General features: G+C 31.4%; 22 protein-coding genes. 2 read left to right on the top strand and 20 right to left on the bottom strand.

Going from position 1 to position 22,134, the window contains the following annotated elements; all coding sequences use genetic code 11:
• Positions 1 to 53 precede the first annotated feature (53 nt).
• The gene (locus ML436_03410; protein ID UMT78789.1) at positions 54 to 707 is read right to left on the bottom strand and encodes a Bax inhibitor-1 family protein; all 654 of its coding nucleotides are present in this window, start codon (positions 705 to 707) and stop codon (positions 54 to 56) included.
• A gap of 356 nt (positions 708 to 1,063) precedes the next feature.
• Between ML436_03410 and ML436_03405 the strand changes: the two genes are divergently transcribed.
• Complete coding sequence (locus ML436_03405) at positions 1,064 to 1,861, top strand: LysM peptidoglycan-binding domain-containing protein (protein UMT78788.1); 798 nt, start codon at positions 1,064 to 1,066, stop codon at positions 1,859 to 1,861.
• Positions 1,862 to 2,602: 741 nt separating this feature from the next.
• Here ML436_03405 and ML436_03400 read toward each other — a convergent pair.
• From ML436_03400 to graX, 7 genes are all read right to left on the bottom strand, one after another.
• Positions 2,603 to 3,610, bottom strand: a complete 1,008-nt coding sequence (locus ML436_03400) for an inorganic phosphate transporter (protein UMT78787.1) — start codon at positions 3,608 to 3,610, stop codon at positions 2,603 to 2,605.
• Positions 3,611 to 3,625: 15 nt separating this feature from the next.
• A complete protein-coding gene (locus tag ML436_03395) occupies positions 3,626 to 4,243 on the bottom strand; it encodes a DUF47 domain-containing protein (GenBank protein ID UMT78786.1) in 618 nt (205 codons plus the stop codon).
• 654 nt (positions 4,244 to 4,897) lie between these two features.
• On the bottom strand, positions 4,898 to 6,787 hold the full coding sequence (locus tag ML436_03390; protein ID UMT78785.1) for an ABC transporter permease: 1,890 nt from the start codon (positions 6,785 to 6,787) through the stop codon (positions 4,898 to 4,900).
• Entirely contained in the window at positions 6,777 to 7,538 is a 762-nt protein-coding gene (vraF, locus tag ML436_03385; GenBank protein UMT78784.1) for an ABC transporter ATP-binding protein VraF, read from the bottom strand. The genes ML436_03390 and vraF overlap by 11 nt, the downstream gene beginning before the upstream one ends.
• Positions 7,539 to 7,681: 143 nt before the next feature.
• Positions 7,682 to 8,722, bottom strand: a complete 1,041-nt coding sequence (graS, locus tag ML436_03380) for a histidine kinase GraS/ApsS (protein UMT78783.1) — start codon at positions 8,720 to 8,722, stop codon at positions 7,682 to 7,684.
• On the bottom strand, positions 8,715 to 9,389 hold the full coding sequence (graR, locus tag ML436_03375; GenBank protein UMT78782.1) for a response regulator transcription factor GraR/ApsR: 675 nt from the start codon (positions 9,387 to 9,389) through the stop codon (positions 8,715 to 8,717). Before graR ends, graS begins: the two co-directional genes overlap by 8 nt.
• A 15-nt stretch (positions 9,390 to 9,404) precedes the next feature.
• Positions 9,405 to 10,328, bottom strand: coding sequence for an auxiliary protein GraX/ApsX (graX, locus tag ML436_03370; GenBank protein UMT78781.1), 924 nt, complete (start codon positions 10,326 to 10,328; stop codon positions 9,405 to 9,407).
• Positions 10,329 to 10,440: 112 nt separating this feature from the next.
• Here graX and ML436_03365 point away from each other — a divergent pair, with 112 nt between their 5' ends.
• Complete coding sequence (locus ML436_03365) at positions 10,441 to 10,947, top strand: GNAT family N-acetyltransferase (GenBank protein ID UMT78780.1); 507 nt, start codon at positions 10,441 to 10,443, stop codon at positions 10,945 to 10,947.
• Positions 10,948 to 11,154: 207 nt separating this feature from the next.
• Here the strand turns inward: ML436_03365 and ML436_03360 are convergent, their stop codons facing one another.
• The 12 genes from ML436_03360 to ML436_03305 form a co-directional block, all read right to left on the bottom strand.
• Entirely contained in the window at positions 11,155 to 11,583 is a 429-nt protein-coding gene (locus tag ML436_03360; protein UMT78779.1) for a hypothetical protein, read from the bottom strand.
• Positions 11,584 to 11,902: 319 nt separating this feature from the next.
• Complete coding sequence (locus ML436_03355) at positions 11,903 to 12,946, bottom strand: alpha/beta hydrolase (protein ID UMT78778.1); 1,044 nt, start codon at positions 12,944 to 12,946, stop codon at positions 11,903 to 11,905.
• Positions 12,947 to 13,097: 151 nt separating this feature from the next.
• Positions 13,098 to 14,165, bottom strand: a complete 1,068-nt coding sequence (locus tag ML436_03350) for a hypothetical protein (GenBank protein UMT78777.1) — start codon at positions 14,163 to 14,165, stop codon at positions 13,098 to 13,100.
• A gap of 659 nt (positions 14,166 to 14,824) precedes the next feature.
• On the bottom strand, positions 14,825 to 15,322 hold the full coding sequence (locus ML436_03345) for a hypothetical protein (protein ID UMT78776.1): 498 nt from the start codon (positions 15,320 to 15,322) through the stop codon (positions 14,825 to 14,827).
• A 116-nt stretch (positions 15,323 to 15,438) separates the two neighbouring features.
• Positions 15,439 to 15,801: a PTS-dependent dihydroxyacetone kinase phosphotransferase subunit DhaM gene (locus ML436_03340; GenBank protein UMT78775.1), complete on the bottom strand. Its 363-nt coding sequence runs from the start codon at positions 15,799 to 15,801 to the stop codon at positions 15,439 to 15,441.
• A complete protein-coding gene (dhaL, locus tag ML436_03335) occupies positions 15,794 to 16,378 on the bottom strand; it encodes a dihydroxyacetone kinase subunit L (GenBank protein ID UMT78774.1) in 585 nt (194 codons plus the stop codon). Before dhaL ends, ML436_03340 begins: the two co-directional genes overlap by 8 nt.
• 44 nt (positions 16,379 to 16,422) lie before the next feature.
• Entirely contained in the window at positions 16,423 to 17,388 is a 966-nt protein-coding gene (dhaK, locus tag ML436_03330) for a dihydroxyacetone kinase subunit DhaK (protein ID UMT78773.1), read from the bottom strand.
• A gap of 355 nt (positions 17,389 to 17,743) precedes the next feature.
• Complete coding sequence (locus ML436_03325; GenBank protein UMT78772.1) at positions 17,744 to 18,760, bottom strand: iron ABC transporter permease; 1,017 nt, start codon at positions 18,758 to 18,760, stop codon at positions 17,744 to 17,746.
• Entirely contained in the window at positions 18,757 to 19,761 is a 1,005-nt protein-coding gene (locus ML436_03320) for an iron ABC transporter permease (protein ID UMT78771.1), read from the bottom strand. Before ML436_03320 ends, ML436_03325 begins: the two co-directional genes overlap by 4 nt.
• Before the next feature lie 31 nt (positions 19,762 to 19,792).
• Complete coding sequence (locus ML436_03315; protein UMT78770.1) at positions 19,793 to 20,590, bottom strand: ABC transporter ATP-binding protein; 798 nt, start codon at positions 20,588 to 20,590, stop codon at positions 19,793 to 19,795.
• A 271-nt stretch (positions 20,591 to 20,861) separates the two neighbouring features.
• Positions 20,862 to 21,695 carry a YitT family protein gene (locus ML436_03310; protein ID UMT78769.1) on the bottom strand — a complete coding sequence of 278 codons (834 nt, stop codon included), beginning with the start codon at positions 21,693 to 21,695 and terminating at the stop codon, positions 20,862 to 20,864.
• A gap of 175 nt (positions 21,696 to 21,870) precedes the next feature.
• Positions 21,871 to 21,963, bottom strand: a complete 93-nt coding sequence (locus tag ML436_03305; protein UMT78768.1) for a hypothetical protein — start codon at positions 21,961 to 21,963, stop codon at positions 21,871 to 21,873.
• Positions 21,964 to 22,134 lie beyond the last annotated feature (171 nt).

Genomic DNA, 22,134 nt, shown 5'->3' with positions numbered 1-22,134 from the left:
GTAATAACAAATTACAATGAAGTACTTTTAACGTTTACAATATGATTGATTGTTTATCTACGAAATGTATTTGCTAAATAAAGGATATCTTTAATAATATTTAGTAAATTAATAAATAGGTTGAAGCCCATTTCTTGCGGAGAATATTCTCCTCGTTTCAAACGATTAAAATCATATAATGTATATAGTAAAAATAGTAATAGACTTACGACTGTAATCACTGTATAAAAAATAGGATTGCGAAGAAATATACCAATAATACTTGCAATAATTAATGCGATTAAAGTAACAAACAAATATTTACCAATACTTGAAGCGTCTCCTACAACAAAATAGCCAATGATACCAAAGGCAATAAATGCAATAACTGCTAATGCTATATTTTTATAGAAAATATCTGGTCCTAAATTCTGTAAATATGTGGCAAAGGTAGCATAAGATAGTAGGCCTATACCTACAGCATATATATTCGAAATAATTAAACCAAATCGTCTTGCTCGATTAAATATAAGTGTAGCTAGAATTATAATGAGTAAACCGAATGATAAGGGCTGTCGCCAACTTAATGGTAAAAATTGCCCTAAATAACAACCCACACCAAATATAATCCAGTAATACATAAAATAGAGCCAAACCTTACTTATGGAATGATCTTGTTGCTTTGATTGATTTTGCTGATAATACGAATGATTAGTATTATGCGCCAATGTAATGCCTCCTTTATCATTTTATGCGTCAAATTTTACAGTAAATTTTGATTCTTCAAAAGAAATAACCTTTGATGCAAAATGTTATTTTACACTTTTAAATGTTACAAAATATATTTTTTCCTAGATGAAAAAAACGATTTGAATTGCTCTTATTCTCCATCAAACCAGCTTTTTTCAACTTTTGTTTCAAAATCCTAAAATGTTAATAATATTACAAGATAATAACAAACCACACAAAGCAACTAATTTTTGATAATATGGAAAGCGTAATAAAAAACGAAACTTAATTTACTATATAAATTGTTTTACAAATTTTAAAAAGTAGTAAATCTTAATTTTAAGGAGGAGTCCCTTTGAAAAAATTAGCATTTGCAGTAACCGCAACATCTGGTGCAGCAGCATTTTTAACGCATCATGATGCACAAGCATCTACACAACATACAGTACAATCTGGTGAATCATTATGGAGTATTGCACAACAATACAACACTTCAGTAGAGAGTATTAAACAAAGCAACCAATTAGATAACAACTTAGTATTTCCTGGTCAAGTTATCTCAGTAGGTGGAAGTGGTGCACAAAGTACATCAAACACTTCTTCACAATATGGTTCAGCATCATCTCATACTGTACAAGCTGGTGAGTCATTAAACATTATCGCTAGTAGATATGGTGTATCAGTTGATCAATTAATGGCAGCTAATAACCTAAGTGGTTATTTAATTATGCCTAACCAAACTTTACAAATTCCTAATGGTGGATCTGGTGGTACTACACCTACAGTTGCAACTAGCACTAATGGCAATACATCATCATTTAACCACCAAAACTTATATACTGAAGGTCAATGTACTTGGTACGTATTTGACCGTCGTGCTCAAGCTGGTAAACCAATTAGCACATATTGGTCAGACGCAAAATATTGGGCTGGTAATGCAGCTAACGATGGATACCAAGTGAACAACACACCATCAGTTGGTTCAATCATGCAAAGTACACCTGGGCCATATGGACACGTTGCTTACGTTGAACGTATCAATGGCGATGGTAGCATCCTTATTTCTGAAATGAATTATACTTATGGTCCATATAACATGAACTATCGTACTATTCCAGCTTCAGAAGTTTCTAGCTATGCATTCATCCACTAATTAAATAAATTGTACTGATATATACTAGCAATTCACAACAAGTGATATTGCTAGTTTTTTAATTTGAAAAAAATTTTCATTTTAGTGCAAAAAAATTTACTTGTTTCAATTTCGCTATTATCATCGTTTTTGTATGAATGGTAGTTAGGTTAAAGATAATGAAATATACTTTCGATTAAATTAAATGAATAATATATTAAAAATCAAAATAATGCAACTAAGTTGACTTTATATAGACTATATAATGATTTCATTTGTTATACCAGTATTTTACGCTTTTTTGTCTACATACACAAATTTATATTAAATGAAGTTCAATACAATTTAGATTAATCATATAAATTGCTAACTATTCAAATAATTTTGCATTGTAAAAAAAGGTCAGGACAAAAGCGTTTAGTATTTGAGCAGAACCGAATGATGAATAAAATTGTTTTACAAATTTTGTCGAATCGTGAGAGTTTCTGCCGAAAATCTTGCTTTTGGGGCGCCGTTAATCGGTTTACCAGAGCACAAAAACTTTATGTCTCACCCCCCCTTCAATAATATAGTAACCTGGAATCCAGTTAATCTATCTAGATAACAAATGATTGTATGATATAAATCCAATATGAGTTCGAAGCATAAATCCCCGAAAAACAGCAGTAAGATTTTATATTTTCTTTTAAAAACTTCTTTAAAAATGACAAAACTTCAGTACCACATATTACACGTGATACTGAAGTTCTATTTGTAATTCAATTAGAAAAATAAGTTAAGAATATAGAATAATAATGCTGCTAATATAGCGGAGATTGGTAACGTAATTACCCATGTAATAATCATTCTCTGTGCAGTACTCCACTTAACACCTTTGGCTCTGTTAGAAGCACCTACACCTAAAATTGATGATGAAACAACGTGTGTTGTTGATAATGGGAAATGTAATGATGACGCGACGAAAATTGTTAATGCAGATGATAAATCAGCCGCTGCACCATTAGCAGGACGAATTTTCATAATATTACCACCTACAGTTTTGATAATTTTCCAACCACCAATAGCGGTACCAAGACCCATAGCTGTTGCACAAGCTACCTTAACCCATAATTGAGGTTCTACACTACCATCAGTTTGAACATTTGCAACAATCAAAGCCAATGTAATAATCCCCATCGATTTTTGTGCATCGTTTGTACCATGTGAAAATGATTGTAACGCTGCTGTGAAAATTTGGAAAAATCTAAAGTTACGGTTCGCTCTTGTTAAGTTTGCATTTTTAAATATCACTTTAAAAATAGAATACATTAAAAAACCAACACAAAATGCAATAATCGGTGAAACGATTAATACAATAATAATTTTTGTGAACCCTTGATAATGTAACACTGAAAATGAACCTTCAGATGCAATCGCAGCTCCTGCAATTGACCCTATCAGAGCATGAGAAGACGAACTCGGTATACCATAAAACCATGTAGCTAAATTCCAAACGATAGCTGCTAATATTGCTGCTAATACAACAACTAATCCATTTTCTAATTTAAATGGATCGACAATGTCTTTAGTAATAGTGCCTGCAACGCCCGTAAATGTTAAAGCACCTATAAAGTTCATCACTGCTGCCATTAAAATTGCCGTTTTTGGCGTTAACGCTCTAGTCGATACTGCAGTAGCTACTGCATTGGCTGTATCATGGAATCCATTGATAAAGTCAAATACCAGCGAGAAAATAACTACAGCTATAGTGACGATGATTATATATGACATAAATATATACTCCCCTTAGCTATTTTTCATAATAATAGTTTCAAAATTATTTGCTACGATTTGACATTTATCAGCAATTTCTTCCATACTTTCATAAATATCTTTTATTTTTATTAATGTGATTGGATCCGTTTCGCTATTGAAAATATGTTTAATTGACTGTCTTAAAATACCATCACAATTTGTTTCAAATTCTTTAATATTAATTGAATGGATACGCATATGTGATAACTTTTTATCTACTAATAAGCCAACTGCAAGTTTCATCTCTGCTACAGCTTTTTGAATGTTATCAACAAATTCAGCCATATATTCATCTGTGTATTCAATTGAATACATTTCAAACATAGCAGCTGTTTCTTCAATTGCATCTAAAACATCATCAATTGCATCACATAATGATAAAATATCTTCACGTTCAATTGGTGTGATAAATGTTTGATTTAAATCAGTAATAACTTGATGTACTAATTCGTCACCATGTGACTCGTAAGTTTTAATGTTGTCTGAGTATGCTTTTAAATCTAAATGAGTATTGAAGTCCATTTTACCGAATTCAATAGCTGCACGATCTAGATTAAAAACCATCTCTTCTAATTGAACCATAAACTTATCTTTTTTCTTACTAAACATTTAAAATCCTCCATTTAAGCGATTGTCACCAATCACATTCAGTTATAATTTGTTTCAAATAAGACAAGTGAATTTACAAACTAATGATACAAATTTGTTATTATCAATCGTCAGTATATTTTTAGTGTACTGATACTAATTTCAAATATGCCTCACAGTAAATATTTACTGTATTTGCCCTTATATGAAAATAGCACAAAATTTACAATCCCACAATTCAATTTACAAATTTTTAACAAAGACGAAACTTAATATTTACACAAAATTTAAATAATCGTAGGCGTTTGTTTAAAAACGCTTATTTAATAAGCGCTTTTTTATCTTGGTATATCTAAAAAATGTAAATTAAAATCATTGAAAATTTTACAGTGATACAATATGTATTACATAACTTTTACATATTAATTAGTTTGGAATACATTTTCGAACTAGTTGTGCTATTTATAGTATTTAATACTTACTATTCTATTTTCTCATATTTATCACTATTTACAAAGTTTGAGCCCATGTTTTCACTTTCAAAATCCCTAAAATTTATGCTGGTAAAAGTAAAAGCTGTTCAATCATTCCAATTTATTCATAGAACCTAAAAAAGCTTCCAGCGAAGTATATTAGATTTCTATCCGTTACTTCCCTGAAAGCCGTAAAATATAATTATATTGAATGTCTAATTGTGCGTTTCGAATGATTATAGGCTATTATTGCAAAAATGGCATACATACAAATATATAGTCCCATTACTATAAAAATCGGTATTTGATTCGTTGTACCCATCAATTTCATATAGGCTAATGATGTAAAATATGCATGGGAGAGCGCAATAACTAAAGGTAATCCAAAATTAAATGTAATTTTAAATTTTAATCCCCTCGCCATATCTTTTTGTGTAAATCCAAGTTTTCTTAAAATACTATAATTTTCTAATTCATCTTCAGTCTCATCAATTTGTTTGATATAAATGATGCAACATACAGCAATTAAAAATGTAACACCTAAAAATGATGTTACAAATAATAATATCCCCGTTAAACTAGATATAGAACTTGCCGCTTCACTTCTTGTTTCAATAGATTTATCTACTTTATTTTTTGCTTTTTCTAATGCCAATGCATCTTTTTTATGTTTTAAATCGAATCCAAATTGTGAAACGATATGTTTAGGCTTGGTATATTTTCTTATTTCTTGATAGTCCTGATCATTTAAAACAAACGTCGGACCACCTAAATCAACATCCGTCATAAAATATATTTTGTTAATATCTTTACGCAACTTGATATCAACATGATGCTTTTTAGTTCCTATAATGGCTTTACCATGTTTCTTGTGTTTAACTAAATCTTTAATAGCTCCTTCTGCTACGAACAAATCAGCTTGACCACGCTTTAAATTCGTATTAGGTATATATTTATCACTAGTAATCGTTACATTATATGGTTCTTTCATTTTCACATCAAACAAGTCATCTTTATATAACTTTGTGTGTATAACTTCTTTGTAATTATAAAAATGAGGTATCTTTTGATTATTCAATTCATTAGCTAACTCATTAGCTTTTTGCTGATCTCTAATTGTAACGTCATGTGGCGAACTATATTTAATTTCACTATCTAAAGATGCTCTACTGATTGCAGCAAAACATAAGACTGACACAGTAATTGCAGAAATGATTGCCATAACAGTCAACGAAAATGCATTTTTCTTGATTCGATACATAATCGATGATGAAAACATCACATCGTTTACACTAATAACACCTTTTCTAAATTTTTTAACCATTTTAAAAACAAGAGAAACTGAGCTCTTGAAAAAGAAATAAGCACCTATTACTGTTGAAAATAGTATAAATAACAAAATGCCAATAGAATTATAATATTGGACTATATTGAGGGAGAGATAGTATCCGGTGATAATCAATATAATACCCAAAATGCCTAAAATAACTTCTTCAAATGTAATTTTATTATGGTTACTTTCTTTTACTTGGTTATTCTTTGAAAGTTGCGAAATGGACTGCTTAAATACTAAAACAAAATTTTGAATTGCCGTAAATAAATATGCTACACCAATTAATAATAATGTTTCGATAACTGCCCTTAAACTAAAAATAATCGGCACCTTTTCTTTAATACCTAACAATGTAAATACAATCATTAATAAAATTTTCGAACCGAATATTCCTATAATGATACCTAGCGTCGCCGTAATTATGAATAATAATAATTGTTCAAGCATCAAAATATATAAAATATTGAACTTAGATAACCCTAATGTTTGATATAATGCTAGCTCATAACTTCTACGCTTAATAAATAGCACATTAGCATATAATAAAAATGCGATTATGATAAAGAATAAAAAGTAACTACCTACTTGTGATCCCTCTTTAATGATAGGGTATGATTCTGTCATATTAATTTTATGTGCATATTTTAACGCTACAAAACTAAAGTACAATACTATGCTAGTTATTAGAGAAAATAGATAGATAGCATAATACGAAAAGTTTTGGCGAAAATTTTTAAATATAATCTGATTAAAGCTCATAATTAACGCCACCTAGAACACTTTGAACACGCATTATTTCTTTGAAAAATGTTTGTTTATCATCATCACCTTGATACAATTCAGTAAAAATCTGACCATCTTTAAGCATTATCACTCTATTAGCATAGCTAGCCGCAACAGGATCGTGTGTAACCATAATGATTGTAGACTTAAATTCTTCATTCATTTTTGTTAATCGTTTTAATAAATCTTGCGTACTTTTAGAATCAAGCGCACCTGTTGGTTCATCTGCAAAGATAATTGACGGAAGCGTAATAAACGCCCTTGCAGCAGATGTTCTTTGTCGTTGTCCACCAGATAGTTCAGATGGGTATTTTTCACTAATATCAAATATATTTAATGCTTCAGCTACTTTTTGATAGCGGTTTAACATTGTGTCTTTATCTAGTCGTTGAACGGTTAATGGCAACATAATGTTTTCTTTAACTGTCAATGTATGAAGCAAATTATATTCTTGGAAAATAAAACCAATGTCATGTTTCCGAATATTTGAAAGGTCTTTATTTGAGAGTTTTTCTAATTTTTGGCCTTTTAATGTAATGGATCCTTGAGAAATATAATCGATTGAACTTAAAACATTTAATAGCGTTGTCTTTCCAGATCCAGAAGGACCCATAATCGCGATAAATTCACCCTCTTCTACTGACATATTGATATCTCGTAGAACTTCTTGTGCCATTTTTTTATTTCCATATATTTTTGTTAATTGTTTTACTTCTAAAATTGCCACTTTAACACTCCTATAATTAAGCTTAACTTCATTTCCATTAAGTTTTGGCACTAGCATCTTCAATTTAACATATGACTAACATCTATTTTATTATATCGTTGAAGTTGATTAGATGTATCAATTCAAAGTAACAAAACACATGTTTAAAATGACAAATTTGTCACTTCTGACATGCGTTCAACAATTTCATTTTGTAATGGGAAAACTAAACTAACTGTTGTCCCTTTACCGACAGCAGATGTAACATCGACTTGAATACCTAATTGATCTTTCACATTATTTACTAAATATAGTCCCATACCCGAAGATGTTGTTTCATTTCGATTTGCAGTTGACGTGAAACCACGTTCAAATATTCGAGGCATATCTTTCTTACTAATACCTCTTCCATGGTCTTTAATAATCAAAGATACATGTTTGTCGATTAATTCTGTTCTAATTTCAATATTATAATTCTCACTATATTTCAATGCATTAGATAAAATTTGTCTAATAATCATGCGACACCATTTAATATCTGTATACACATGATCATCAACTTTAAAGTCAACATCAAAGCCAATGCCTTTAACTTGACTAATATGTCTTGTTAATTGAATTTCATCAATAACCATGCGTTTAAGAGGCACATAATCAAAATACATATCCTTACGTTGTGACTCTAACCTTGTAATATACAGTTGAGTATCTAACATTGAATTAATACGAGACCATTCATATAATAGTGCTTGTTTTCTTTCATGATTCTCTTCTTGATCAATTAGTAATTTCATGGCTGTCACTGGCGTTTTTATATCATGTACAAATTCAGTGATGGTTTGTTCATGCATATTCAATTGTAACTGTTGATCAACAACCTTATCTTTATGCGCTAAAATTTGACGATATAAATAATCCACAGTATGACGTTGAAATGGTGTCTCTGCTAAATCTTTATGTTTAATCTCCTCAATTTCTTTATCTTTATCAAAATGCTTATATAACTTTACTTCTTTAAAATACGTTATGATTAAAAAAATCAATGTTAAACTTAAATTAAGCGAAACAATATAAAACACACTATCAATTGGAAAATCATAATCAATTAGACTAATACCTAACATTATAAAATTCAAAAATAATATCCAAAATATCCAATTCATACGTGATTTAAGGAAATATCCTACCCATTTTAAATTATTCATGTGCCATATATCCTTTTCCTACTTTGGTTTCAATTGCACTATCCATTCCTATTTCTGATAATTTCTTACGCAAACGATTCACATTAACCGTTAATGTATTATCACTGACAAACGCTTCATCATCCCATAAAGCAGTAATAATTGTATCTCTAGAAACAATTTGATTCTTTTTAGTAATCAGTATTTCTAATATTATCATTTCAGTTTTTGATAAAAATATAGTTTCATCACCTTTTTGAATACTATCCTTTGATAAGTCTACTACTGCATCTTGCCATGTAAGTGTACGTTTTTCTTCTGCAGTAAATTCATAGACGCGACGATAAATCGCTTGTAATTTAGCGATTAAGACATTGGTATAAAAAGGCTTTTGCATATAATCATCTGCACCTAACTCCATGCTCATAACTTGATCCATTGGATTATCACGAGATGATAAGAATAATATTGGTACATTGGATACCTCTCTCATTTTTCGACACCAATAAAATCCATCATATTTAGGCAATTGAACGTCTAATATTACAATTTCAGGATTAAAGCTTTCAAATGTATCCATCACTTTACCGAAATCTTCTATACCAGCAACGTTAAAATCCCATTGTTCTAATTCTTTTTTCAATTCTTGAAATAAAGTATTGTCATCTTCAACTAATAATATTTGCATTCATATCACCTGATATCATTTAGTATATTTCATATTTTCCCCTGATTTTAAACGACTTTGAAAATCTTTTATACGACAATCTACTTCAAAGCCATGTATCATCATTTTTTGCATTGGTGCTTGTATAAAATAATAAATTGGCCAAAATACGCGAGGAATATAATCATACAGATGGATATAGACTACTGCGGATGCTTTAATAAACCTAAATTCCAGTTTACCTTGTGTGACTGCTTTCTTTTTGACTAGGCTCCCGCTTATTAATTTCAAAGTGATTATTCCTTCTGCCGTTTCCATTATTTTAAATACCGCAAGCGGTCGTGCTTTATTCTTTATATAAACTTTAACTAAATCTTGTACTTTCTCTGTTTTCACAAATGTCCCTTTTGTATATCCCATCCATGCGATAAAGTGATTAACCAAATGTTGTAGTGTCCATCCTTTCGGCAATGGTACTTTCATTGTTGACCTAACGTCATCATATTTAGATACTTGTAACTCTACATTGACTAAAGCGCGTTTAAAAACTAAGTTTGTTGTTTCAACAGTTATACCGTATGCCCCTAAACGTTCAATCGTTTCATTATCATATCGACTTCCAGGAATATAAATCACTTTTTTAACTTGGTTTATAGCAGCTGCTCTACCAAAATTGTCTGCTGCAATTAACGTTAAGTCTCTTGCTGAAGATTGGGTAATCTTAGCAGAATTTTTCGTTGGATCTATAAAAAATACTGCAATATCTATTTGATTCATTGCTTTTACTACTTGATCGTAATGATAAATATCACATTGAATCCAAGTCATGTCGACATTGTCTGTTTTTTTATTTTCAGGATATTTTGAAATAACATAAAGATCCGCATCGTTTTCAATAACTTCACTTAAATATTTACCGATATATCCTGTTCCACCTGCTAATAAAACTTTAGGTTTCATATAAAATACTCCTTTAAACTGTAACCAAAAAACATATTACTCCACCTTTTAGTCACATATATATTATAATAGTAGCAAATGTTTTAAAATTTCAAAATACTGGAGGCTTTTCATGGCCCATATCATACGTAGAGTTAGTATCAAAGATGTTGAGAACTTTATTTCAATGTTATCAAAAATTTACGACGAATCTCCATATATGTTTTATACTCCTGGAGAATATGACCCAAGCGTCACGTCAGCTAGTAAACAATTAGAGGAATATATTACTTCTCCACATAAAGTCATATTTGTAGCTGAGAGTGACGAACAACTTGTTGGCTTTGCATTTGTTAACACGATGCATTTCAAACGAATTAAACATGTTGCTAAAATCGATTTAGGTGTTAAAAAGCTTTACCAGCATCGTGGTATCGGTCAAGCACTTATAGATGCCATTATGGCATGGTGCTTAAACAATCAAATACATCGCATCGAAGCAAATGTACCACTCAATAATCAGCCTGCGCTTGAACTATTTAAAAATGCTGATTTTCAAATTGAAGGTGTCTTAAAAGACAAATTATTTATCGACGGTAAATATTATGATGACTACATGATGGCTAAAATTCTTAATTAAAGCTATTTTATCATAATCTTGAATTAGAATCGCATCACGACAATTGTCTATGCACTTTCTGAGTTTAATTTAAATCGCTAAATTTCATATTAGAAAATACTTGAGGATTTCGACATGACAAATCATTATATAATAATAAAGCACCACTAATGTGTAGTTGATTTATAATCAAATACCTTAAGTGGTGCTTTGCTATTTTTGTATTTTTTAATTTTCCTTGCTAAAGAAATCTTCAAGCTTAAAATCTATATTTGGTAATTTTTCGTAAATCGAATCCTGTACTTGATTATTTTGATTGTATTTCTCTTCAGATATCAATTTGCTTTTACGTTTAATTCCATAATCTTGTACAAAAAGGTTATTACTTTTATTGATCTTATAATACGGCACAACATGAGCGCTAAATTTTACACGACGATAAATAAGTTCCATTGCCAATGCATAATATTTATTTGTCTCGTATAACCATATATGATCTATAGAGACCCCTGCGACGACTACGTCTTTTAATAATATTCTTACATTTGGTTTAAATGTACTATGCCGATCTAAATAATTTTTATATAACACTCGCTGAATACGCCCACTAACTATTACACGTTTATTCTTAAATGGTTTTAATGATAATCTAGTCATTTCCTTTCACTACCTTATTTCAAATCACTTTGTACTCAATCTATATTTTTATATTTTCGTTTTAAATTCATTTCATATTATCAATTTATTATATCACGTCTGCGATATTTTTTGATAAATTAGTTGTAAAAAGTTATTTTATGTAAAGATACGTATTCATTTCGAATAAAAAAACTACGTCATCTTAATTGAAATTAATTAAAATGACGTAGCTATTGTTCATATGCGTTATCCTTACTGACAACAGTATTTTCTATTAATATGTTTAACTATTTTTAAATTTAAGTAATGAATAAAGTTTTAAAAACCTACCCATATTCTAATTTAACGGATTTAATGGTACCTCATTACCTGGGTTTTCTATTTGAGGCTTTTCTTCAGTTTGAACTCCTGAAGAAGATGTATTACGACTTAGGAAAAGTAACACTTTTTTGATGTTTTCAATTGATTCAGGTTTATCCAGATGAAATTGGTATTGATGATGTAAATGATGTGTACCGTCATAAAATAATGTATCTACAGGTACCCCTAGTTCATCTAACCTTTTACTAAATTCAACATTTTGGCTTTCAAAAGGATCGCTATCTCCTACTGATAAATATGTTGGTGGATAATCACTTGTAGCCTGTTTAACTGTCGACATTTGAGAAATATTTTTAAATCCTTTTTCCCAGTCCTGTTCACCAGTATAGCTTTTCATAAATAACTGTATTCTAGGAAACTCAGTTTTCCTAACAGTTTGCATGTTATAAAATCCCCCAAAAAATATAGCACCTTTAATTTGTGATGGTTTAAATGTTTGATCAAATTGCATTGCTTTTCTTAAATGGTTGTTTGTTTGAATAGCTGTAAATTGACTAGCTAATTGAGCTCCTGCTGAATCACCACCAATGACAACTTGGTCAAAGTCGATAGGTATATTCATTTTATTTTCTTTAATAAACTTAGTGGCTTGGCTCATTTGAATTAAAGGTGTCGGATATTTATACTGTGGTGCTAATGCATAATTTACATTAACTACGATATAACCTTGTTCAGCAATTTTTGCTAGCAATGGATTTTTATATTGCTTATCTCCTGCAATGTACCCACCACCATGCATCCAAAAAATAACTGGTAATTTAGTATTAGAGGACATATCAGCTGGTGTAATAATATCTAACTTACTATTTGGAAATACTCTGTTATATGTAATATTTTGATAAATGTGCACATTTTTATTCTTAACATTTATTTTATCTTTATTGGATTGATTCTCTATTGTAGCTTGATCATAATGTTGTTTTAAATGAAGTGCTAATAATACACCTACGACAGCTATAATGAGTGCTGTGATTATCGCCCATTTGTTATCTCTATTCATTACATCTTACCTCTCTATTTCTATAGACACTAATGTTAAAAGACTTAGTAAATATAAAAAGCAATTCGTCTAAAATAAGTAGAGACGAATTGCTTTTAAGGTTAAAACAAAGTGCTTCAATTGTAAAGTTTTGAACATTCAACATACACTGTTAAGCAATATGTTTTTTGTCCGCATTTTTACGTTTGAAATATTTTATTATTACAGCTACTACAATAAATAGACCTACATATCCCATTATTGTGTATAATTTATTAATTAATTCAGCGAATCCTACGAAACTTAATAAATAACCTGCTACCATCATTACTATAATAAAAATATGATATTTTTTACTATATGGTTCTGTAAAGCGCGCTGCAAATGAATACATAAGCCCTAAAATAGTATTATACATAACTGCAAGCATAATAACAGATAGCACCGTTGCGATTAACGGATGAATGTTATTTGCTAATGTCAAAGTTGGAATTGAAGCATTTTTAATTGTAGGATATTCACTTTGTAAAGCAAAGTTAATCAATGCTAATAATACGGTATAGATAATACCGCCAAACATTGCACCTGCACCAGATACTGTACGTTTATCAGTATCTCCGCCAATTGCTACTATAGTACTAAAGCCTACAGAGAATGCTAAACCACCATATATTGTACCGAACCAAATACCTTTCCAAATACTAGCATCAGGTACTACTTGGTTTACTTCTGCTAATGATACATGACCTTTAAATAAATAAACGCCAGCAATAAGTACAACTAGCACAATTAAAAATGGTGTAACAATACCAAGTGCACGTACTATTTTGTTAAAGTCCAATAGTAACGTGACGTATATAGCTACTGTCATAATTAGAGCACCTAGCCAAGTAGGTATGTTATAACTTTCTTCAAATGTTGCACCAGCACCTGCAATCATAGTTACAGCTATACCAAATAAGAAGAAAATTAAAATATAATCAAAGATTTTACTAAACTTTTCACCGAATACGTATTGTAGCGTCGATTCATGGTTAGTCGCTTCAAATGCGGTACCAATTTTGGCTACTTGGCGCCCAATAAAAGCTAAAATAAAACCAGATATAATCACACCTAAATAAGCCCACAAGCCATATTTAGTGAAAAATTGCATAACTTCTTGTCCTGTTGAAAATCCTGCGCCCACTACTATGCCGACGTAGGCAAATCCAATTTTTGTTGCTTCCTTATTCATCATCATGTGAATAATAGACCTCCTTAATTTTGCACAGTGTGCATTATAACGTACTCAAAATTAATTGCAAGTCGCATAGGTTCATTTTCATTTTTATAAAATCGCTCAATCCATTCACATTATCACGTTTAATGACATTTAAATTTTTTATAAATTTTCCCTTTTATAATGCTGTCATGCGAAATTTTTGTATACGCAAACCTATCAGAAAAACACTGTTTTGAAACCTAATCCAAGAGCTATTTTCAAGCTGATTATGCAGATAAACAGGTCGGGACAAAAGCGTTTAGGATTTGAGCAGAACAGAACGATGAGCAAAATTGTTTTCCAAATTTTGTCGAATTGTGAGAGTTTTTGCCGAAAATCCTGTTTTTGGGACGCCGTTAATCGGTTTCCCAGAGCACAAAAACTTTATGTCTCAATCTCCTGCTATTTTCTAAAGTGACACAAAATAATATTACGTATGCGTGGATTTTATTAAATTCTTATCATTCATTTATATAAATTGGATGCCAATTGTATAATCTTTTAAAATACTGCATAAAAACTTTTTAGAATTCATATCTTCCTAATAACAAAATTTGAGTATTAAAAAAGGCTGGAACCAATGTCCCAACCCAATCAAATGTTAAAACTATTATTAAGCTAATATAATTGAAATAAAATTAACGTGCATTACGTTGGTGTAATTCATTTATATCAACAACAACGTTGTCCATACGTTTGGCAGTATCCTTTAAGACGTTACGAGCAACATTATTATTAGGATCTAATTTTAATATTTGTTTGGCGATATCAAAAGCCTTCTTATCTGAAATAACAGGTGTTGGTATCGCATGCAATAATAACATTTGTAACAAACTTTTAACTTCTTTGCCGTCAGTAAGTTTTATGGAAGCGTCTGCATGGTAATAAGCAGAATCCAAAGCACCTTCATATTCACTTAGTGGATACACAAGCAATAAAAATGCTAGGTCATGCATTTCAGAAGATTCTTCATGTTTAATCATATCTAAAATACATGTATAAAACATCATACTTTCTACTTCATGCGCACTTGAAATATATGCTTCTTCAAATTCCATAAAATCTGTTTCGGACATCAATTGTCGTACTAAATCAAACTCGCCATTCAATACATGTTTTTTTATAAGGTGTTGCATGGCAATGTCCTCCTATTTTCTCCAGATTTTATTAAACATTTACATATATACTATCATATTTTTTATAAAGTTTCATTTGAAAAAGGTTTACTTTTTTCATTATTAGTAAGATTTAACTAAAATGATTGTTTGATTTCGGCTAATGCATCATCGACAGTACCACCAACAGACAGTCTTACAGCTGCAATAAAACTTCCTTCAACAATTGGTGCATCAACTTTAATTACACGATATTCTCCCTCATACATTTCAATTGCCATATCAACATTCATCTCAGATGATCCAATATCGTAAAAACATAATGCATCATCGTCTAAGTCGGTCAAAGCTCCTTGAATTAAGTCAAATGAAGTACCAATGGATCCATCTTCCAATCCTCCGACAGCTAAAATATCAACTTCGCCTGCCATTTGTTGTAACAATGATTTCGTACCATTTGCTATGTCCTTACTATGACTCACTAAAATGATTTTAGCCATTATTTTCATCTCCAATCAAAGCGTTTAGTACATAAACCATACTTTGCGCTCCGGGATCTACATACCCTTTTGATTTTTCACCAAAATATGCTGCTCTTCCTTTTGTTGCAACCATATCTTTAGTATTATCAGCTAATTGCTGTAATTGATTCAGCGATAATGTTTCTCCATTTTCAAGCTTTTCAGCAGCACGAGCCACAACATCATACATTGTTTTTTCATTTAAGGTAACTTTTCCACGTGCAGAAATTGCTTCTGCGAATGTTTTAATTAAGGTGATAATGTCCTGGCGATTCATATCATCTTTTGCAACGGAAGCCATTTTCACAAAGCTAAAGCCATATAAGGGTCCTGAAGCTCCTCCTACATTAGACATTAATGCCATACCCGTTGATTTTAATAGTGCTTGCATTGAACTATCATCCAATTTATCTTTAACACTGCTGAATCCACGAACCATATTTACACCATGATCACCATCACCAATCGCTCTGTCTAATTCCGTAAGTTCTGATTCATGTGTTTTAAATGTTTCTTCTAATTGTAATAATCGTTCTTTCATATCGTTAACATTCATTTGTGACACCTCGTTAATGTATATTTATTCATTCATATTTGATATCATTTGAAATATTGACTTGTTGTTGGCGCTAAAAATGCCTCTAAATATTCTGGTTTATTAGGTAAGATAGTAATTGAAAATCCTTGCATATCAAGTGATGTCATGTAATCACCAACAAACCATTTAGTAACATTAACTTTTCTCGTTACTAAATGATGTTGTATATATTTAGTAACGATATTTAATTCAGATAAAGGCGTACCACCCATACCATTAACCATTAAAATAACATCATCATAATTTACTTCTTTATATAATTCATTAAACAATGCTTCTATAATATGTTCAACATCTTTCATTTCTTCTCTATGAATACCTTTTTCACCATGTATTCCAATCCCAATTTCCATTTTGTCATCTTCAATATCAAATCCATATTTTCCAGTTGTTGGAACAAGTGGTGGCTCAATTGCCATTCCTATACTTTTTATTTCTGATAATAATGCTTCAACTCGAGATTTAATATCTGATAGAGAATGACCTTTCTCGGCAAGGTAACCTGCTAATTTATGCACAAATACTGTACCAGCTACACCTCGACGCTGTTCTTCATTTGCAACAGCGATATCATCTCGAACAATCACTGTCTCTACTTTGATACCTTCCATTTCAGCAAGCTCTTGTGCCATTTCAAAATTCATGACATCTCCAGCATAATTTTTCACAACAAGTAGCACGCCATCTCCAGTGTCTACTGCTTTAATAGCTTCTAATATTTTGTCTGGAGTAGGTGATGTAAATACCTCGCCACATACTGCTGCATCTAACATTCCTTCAGCAACGAATCCAGCATGTGCAGGTTCATGTCCGCTTCCACCACCAGATACAATTGCCACACCTTTTTCTTTTTTGGCTTTTTTTACTACAACTGTATTGGCAATCACATCTAGTTCTGGATGTGCGATTAATAGACCTTCAAGCATATCAGTTAAAAATGTTTCTTTTTTATTGATTAACTTTTTCATCTTGTTGTACCTCCTTGGTTTTGTCAGTCATAGTATAAAACAGAATAAATGAATGCGCTAACATAACGAGTTGTAATCCTACCCTTTGACCTTAAAAGTTATATGATAGCAGAGGTCGGGACAAAAGCGTTTAGGATTTGAGTAGCACCGAATGATGAGTAAAATTGTTTTCCAAATTTTGTCGAATCGTGATTGTTTCTGCCGAAAATCCTGCTTTTGGGACGCCGTTAATCGGTTTCCCAGAGCACAAAAACTTTATGTATCAACCTCTTCTATCTTCCATCATTTATAAAATAAAAAACTATGAAAAGCCTTTAGATAAAGAACCTTTCATAGTTATATTGTTTGAATGACACTATACATTTTTAGTTTTGTACATTAAATATAAGAAATACGGTGCACCAATGATTGCTACAACAATTCCGGCTGGAATTCCACCCGGTTGCAATGCAATTTTACCAATTGTATCTGCTATAACTAGTAAACATGCACCAACTAAAATTGCTATTGGTAAAAACAATTGATGGCGTGGCCCAACGATACGCTTCGCTATATGTGGCCCCATCAATCCAATAAATGAAATTGAGCCTGCTACTGCTACTGCTGCAGAAGATAATGTTACTGCTATAAAGAATAAAATTAATCGTTCTCTGCTTAACCTTACACCTAAACCACGCGCAATGTTATCGCCCGTATGAATAATATTAAGTACATTAGATTTTATTAGTAAATATGGAATAATGATGATAATCCAAGGTAGAAAAGCAATAACGAATGGCCATTCATCACCCCAAATATTACCAGCAAACCACGCAGCGATAAATTCAGATTGATTGTCGTCAAATTTAGACATAATTGTAATCGAACCACCATATAATGCGGTTTGCAAACCTACTCCGATTAATACCATACTTGCAGGTGTTACGCCTTCGTTTTTATTGAAACTGAAAATAAAAATAATTAGCGCTGTAGTAATACCACCTAATATACTAATTAAAGGTAGTACATAGACGAAATTATCTGCATTAATTTTACCAATCGCAATAAATAATGCAATGGCAAAACCACCACCCGCGTTTATACCTAATATACCTGGTTCAGCAATTGGGTTTTTCGTGACACTTTGCACAATTGCACCACTAATACTAAGTGCTGCACCAGCTAAAATAGTAATTAACATTCGAGGTAATCTAAAATCTAGTAAGATTAATTCATCTGTAGGATCACCTTGCCCAATTAAAGTTTTGAAAAATCTTTCGACAGGAATATTGTATTCACCAGAGGTAATACTCCAAGTGCATCCTAGAAAAAGCAGAACGCTAAATACTCCTAGAGCAATCCATTGTTTACGTATATTATTTGAATTTATCATATTGTGCGCCCTCCTTTTTTAACTAAATATAAAAAGTAAGGAACGCCAATAAATGAAATAATTGCACCAACTGGCGCCTCTCCTAAATAGCGTGCTATAACATCAGCAACTAATACGAGTAATCCACCTAATAATGCTGTTAATGGTAGTATTTTAGTATAATCTGTTCCAATTAAAAATCGTGCTATATGCGGTACCATTAAACCTACAAAAGCTACTTGACCTGCAATTGCAACAGAAATACCTGCAAGTATCATAGCAATAATCAAGCATATCCCTCTAACCACTGTTACATTTTGACCAAGCCCTGTAGCTAATGATTCACCAAGATTTAAAATAGTTAACTGCTTGCTAAATATTAATATAATGAGTAGCGCTATACCTATTAATGGGATTGCCCACTTAAGATGCGTCCATGTCGTACCTGATACACCGCCGGCAGTCCAGAATGTTACAGTCTGATTTAGTCTAAAAGCTAATGCAATACCTTGACTTAGCGCAGTTAACATTGCACTTACGGCTGCACCAGCTAAAATTATTCTCATCGGATTAAATCCATCACGTCTAGAACGTCCCATCATTAAAACGATGGCACCACCTAAAATCGCCCCTAAAAATCCTGCAAACATTAGTACTAAAAACGAAGTACCTGGTAATAGCGAATACGTTAATGCTAACGCAAACGATGCACCTGAATTTAGACCTATTAGTGCTGGATCAGCAAGACCGTTTCGAGTAACACCTTGTATAATCGCCCCAGAAACCGCCAATGCCATACCTACAATAACTGCCGCAATATTTCTCGGAATTCTAATTTCATTGATAACATTCTGTTGTTGATTAGATGGGTCATAATTAAAAACAGCCTCTAAAATTGTAGAGGCTTGAATTTTGGCATCTCCCATTAATGTGGAGATAAATAATGCTATAACTAATAAAACACTCAAACCTATTACATAGGTTACGAACTTCAATGTGGTTTGATTCTCTTTTTTTGTCATTTTTATTTTCCTTTTAATCATATTAACTTATTTAAGAATAAGCTCTGCGACACAAATCATAAGTTACAAGTAAAGGTTTGCCAGTTTTTGGATCTTTACTTAATACGACATCTATGTTGAAAACTTTTTCTAAAATCTCTTGTGTTAATACATCCTCTGTAGAACCATGAGCAACAATATCGCCAGATTTCATTGCAATAAGATGATCTGAAAATCGAATTGCTTGATTTATATCATGCAATACCATGACAATTGTACAACCCTGCTCCTGATTTAACTTCTGAACTAATTCAAGGATTTCTAACTGATGACAAATATCTAAATAAGTTGTTGGTTCATCTAAAAAGATAATGTCAGTTCTTTGTGCTAAAGCCATTGCAATCCACACACGTTGTCTCTGACCACCACTTAAATCATTAATTGAACGATGACGAAACGCATCCGTACCAGTCACTTCCATTGCCCAATCAATTTCTTTTTTATCTTCTTCAGTTAACCTACCAAAACCTTTTTGATGAGGGAAGCGTCCATATGACACTAATTCTCCGACAGTTAAGCCATCTGCTACTTCAGGTGATTGAGGTAATATAGCAATTTTTTTAGCAATTTCTTTAGTAGATTGTGTATGAATGTTTTGTCCATCTAAAAATACTTCGCCTTCTTTAACTGCTAATAGACGTGACAATGCTTTTAATAAAGTTGATTTTCCACAACCATTAGGACCAATAATGGACGTAACTTTTCCATCTGGAATTTCAACATCTAAATTATTTATAATCGTGCTATCCCCATAACCAATTTTAACTTGTTGTCCATGCAAGCGACTCATAATTTCCCTACTTTCATTAAAAATACTTTATCTTTATATAATGATTTCTATTTAAATTTTTATATTATCAAAGATCGCTCAATTGATAATGATTATCATGAACATCATTATAACATTTTTCATTCTTATTGCCTAACATTACTTTTAGACTTAGTCTATATATTTGCCTTTCGAGTTTTAAAAATTTTTAATGCAAAGAGGCCACAGCAAAGTTATCATAGGAAGTGAACTTTACTGTGGCACTACATTTAATATAATTCAAAAATTTTATTTATTCATCTGCAAGAAAACCATTTCCATAAACGTCACGTACGTCATGTATAACTAGGAAGGCATCTTTATCAATGTTTTTAATCAAACGTTTAGCTTTTGATACTTGCGTTTTAGATATAACAACATATAATACATCTTTTTCTTCGCGAGTATAATATCCGTGGCCGTTTAAAATTGTTAAACCTCTACCAATCTGTTCATCAATTGCTTTAGCTAATTTATCAGGATTTGTGGAAATAATTGTCATCGCTTTTTTCGTATTTAAACCTTCGATGACATATTCCATTACTTTTGTACCTATATAAAGTGAGATTACAGTTACTAATACTTTGTCGAGTGGAATAACTGTAAGTGAAATTGCTACAACAATCATATCAAAAAAGAGTAAGGCATACGGTGTACTTACATCAAGATATTTCGTAGCGATTCTCGCCAAAATCGTTGTTCCAGCTGTCGTACCACCTGCTAGTATAATTACTCCGATTCCTAATCCAACACTTAAACCACCAAAGATAGCATTTACAATACTATTCCCAGTTTCGACTTGCCATGATTTAGTTAAACTCAAGAAGATTGAAATGAGTACTGTAACTAAAATTGTTAAATACATACTTCTTTTACTTAAAAATTTGTAACCAATTGCAATTAGTATTGCATTTACCACAAAGTTTGTGATGGCTGGGGAAAGATGAAATGCATAATATAAAATAATTGCTAAACCAGTAACCCCGCCTTCACCTAAGTTACCAGAAATAATAAATGCATTCACACCAGCAGCAAAGATAAATGAACCTAAGACAACTAGTATTAAATCTTTAACTGTTTTATTCACGAAACCATCCCCTTTGTTTTTATTAGACTATAAAAATAGTAGCACAACAAAAATACTGTCACAACTCTATTAAAGTAGTTCTACGAAATAGAGGCAACTTAATTTAATATTGTTTTGTATGTTTGAATCAATTAAATATGACGTGCAATATAATAATTAAAAATATTCTGAATTTTTAATTTACTTTCATTTCATTCTCTGCTATAATGTTTTTAACTTCTTCAATAAAGAAGTTATCTCCTTTGTGTTGTTTATAATAACAAAACAAATTTTGCTCGAAGTACTATGACTGTACCTAGTCCTTACTGTCATATGTACAATAATATTCATTTCCCATAAAAGCCAAGTGCATTACCATGTGCACTTGGTTTTTATAATGTCCAAAATTTGTTTTCATACGAAATAGTCTTTCTTACACTAAGTATTAAAAAAACCAAGC

It is taken from the genome of Staphylococcus roterodami, from assembly GCA_022493055.1.
GTDB classification, from domain to species: domain Bacteria; phylum Bacillota; class Bacilli; order Staphylococcales; family Staphylococcaceae; genus Staphylococcus; species Staphylococcus singaporensis.
Note: the sequence above shows the minus strand (reverse complement) of the source record. Positions and strands in the feature narration are given on the sequence as shown.

Coding starts and splice junctions, on each gene's coding strand:
- ML436_03315 (UMT78770.1), bottom strand. CDS start 20,590: ATGAGTCGCTTGCATGGACAACAAGTTAAAATTGGTTATGGGGATAGC.
- ML436_03400 (UMT78787.1), bottom strand. CDS start 3,610: ATGTCATATATAATCATCGTCACTATAGCTGTAGTTATTTTCTCGCTG.
- ML436_03395 (UMT78786.1), bottom strand. CDS start 4,243: ATGTTTAGTAAGAAAAAAGATAAGTTTATGGTTCAATTAGAAGAGATG.
- dhaK (UMT78773.1), bottom strand. CDS start 17,388: ATGAAAAAGTTAATCAATAAAAAAGAAACATTTTTAACTGATATGCTT.
- ML436_03390 (UMT78785.1), bottom strand. CDS start 6,787: ATGAGCTTTAATCAGATTATATTTAAAAATTTTCGCCAAAACTTTTCG.
- ML436_03320 (UMT78771.1), bottom strand. CDS start 19,761: ATGACAAAAAAAGAGAATCAAACCACATTGAAGTTCGTAACCTATGTA.
- ML436_03350 (UMT78777.1), bottom strand. CDS start 14,165: ATGATGATGAATAAGGAAGCAACAAAAATTGGATTTGCCTACGTCGGC.
- graS (UMT78783.1), bottom strand. CDS start 8,722: ATGAATAATTTAAAATGGGTAGGATATTTCCTTAAATCACGTATGAAT.
- dhaL (UMT78774.1), bottom strand. CDS start 16,378: ATGAATGTTAACGATATGAAAGAACGATTATTACAATTAGAAGAAACA.
- ML436_03355 (UMT78778.1), bottom strand. CDS start 12,946: ATGAATAGAGATAACAAATGGGCGATAATCACAGCACTCATTATAGCT.
- ML436_03365 (UMT78780.1), top strand. CDS start 10,441: ATGGCCCATATCATACGTAGAGTTAGTATCAAAGATGTTGAGAACTTT.
- graX (UMT78781.1), bottom strand. CDS start 10,328: ATGAAACCTAAAGTTTTATTAGCAGGTGGAACAGGATATATCGGTAAA.
- ML436_03340 (UMT78775.1), bottom strand. CDS start 15,801: ATGGCTAAAATCATTTTAGTGAGTCATAGTAAGGACATAGCAAATGGT.
- graR (UMT78782.1), bottom strand. CDS start 9,389: ATGCAAATATTATTAGTTGAAGATGACAATACTTTATTTCAAGAATTG.
- ML436_03325 (UMT78772.1), bottom strand. CDS start 18,760: ATGATAAATTCAAATAATATACGTAAACAATGGATTGCTCTAGGAGTA.
- ML436_03345 (UMT78776.1), bottom strand. CDS start 15,322: ATGCAACACCTTATAAAAAAACATGTATTGAATGGCGAGTTTGATTTA.
- ML436_03360 (UMT78779.1), bottom strand. CDS start 11,583: ATGACTAGATTATCATTAAAACCATTTAAGAATAAACGTGTAATAGTT.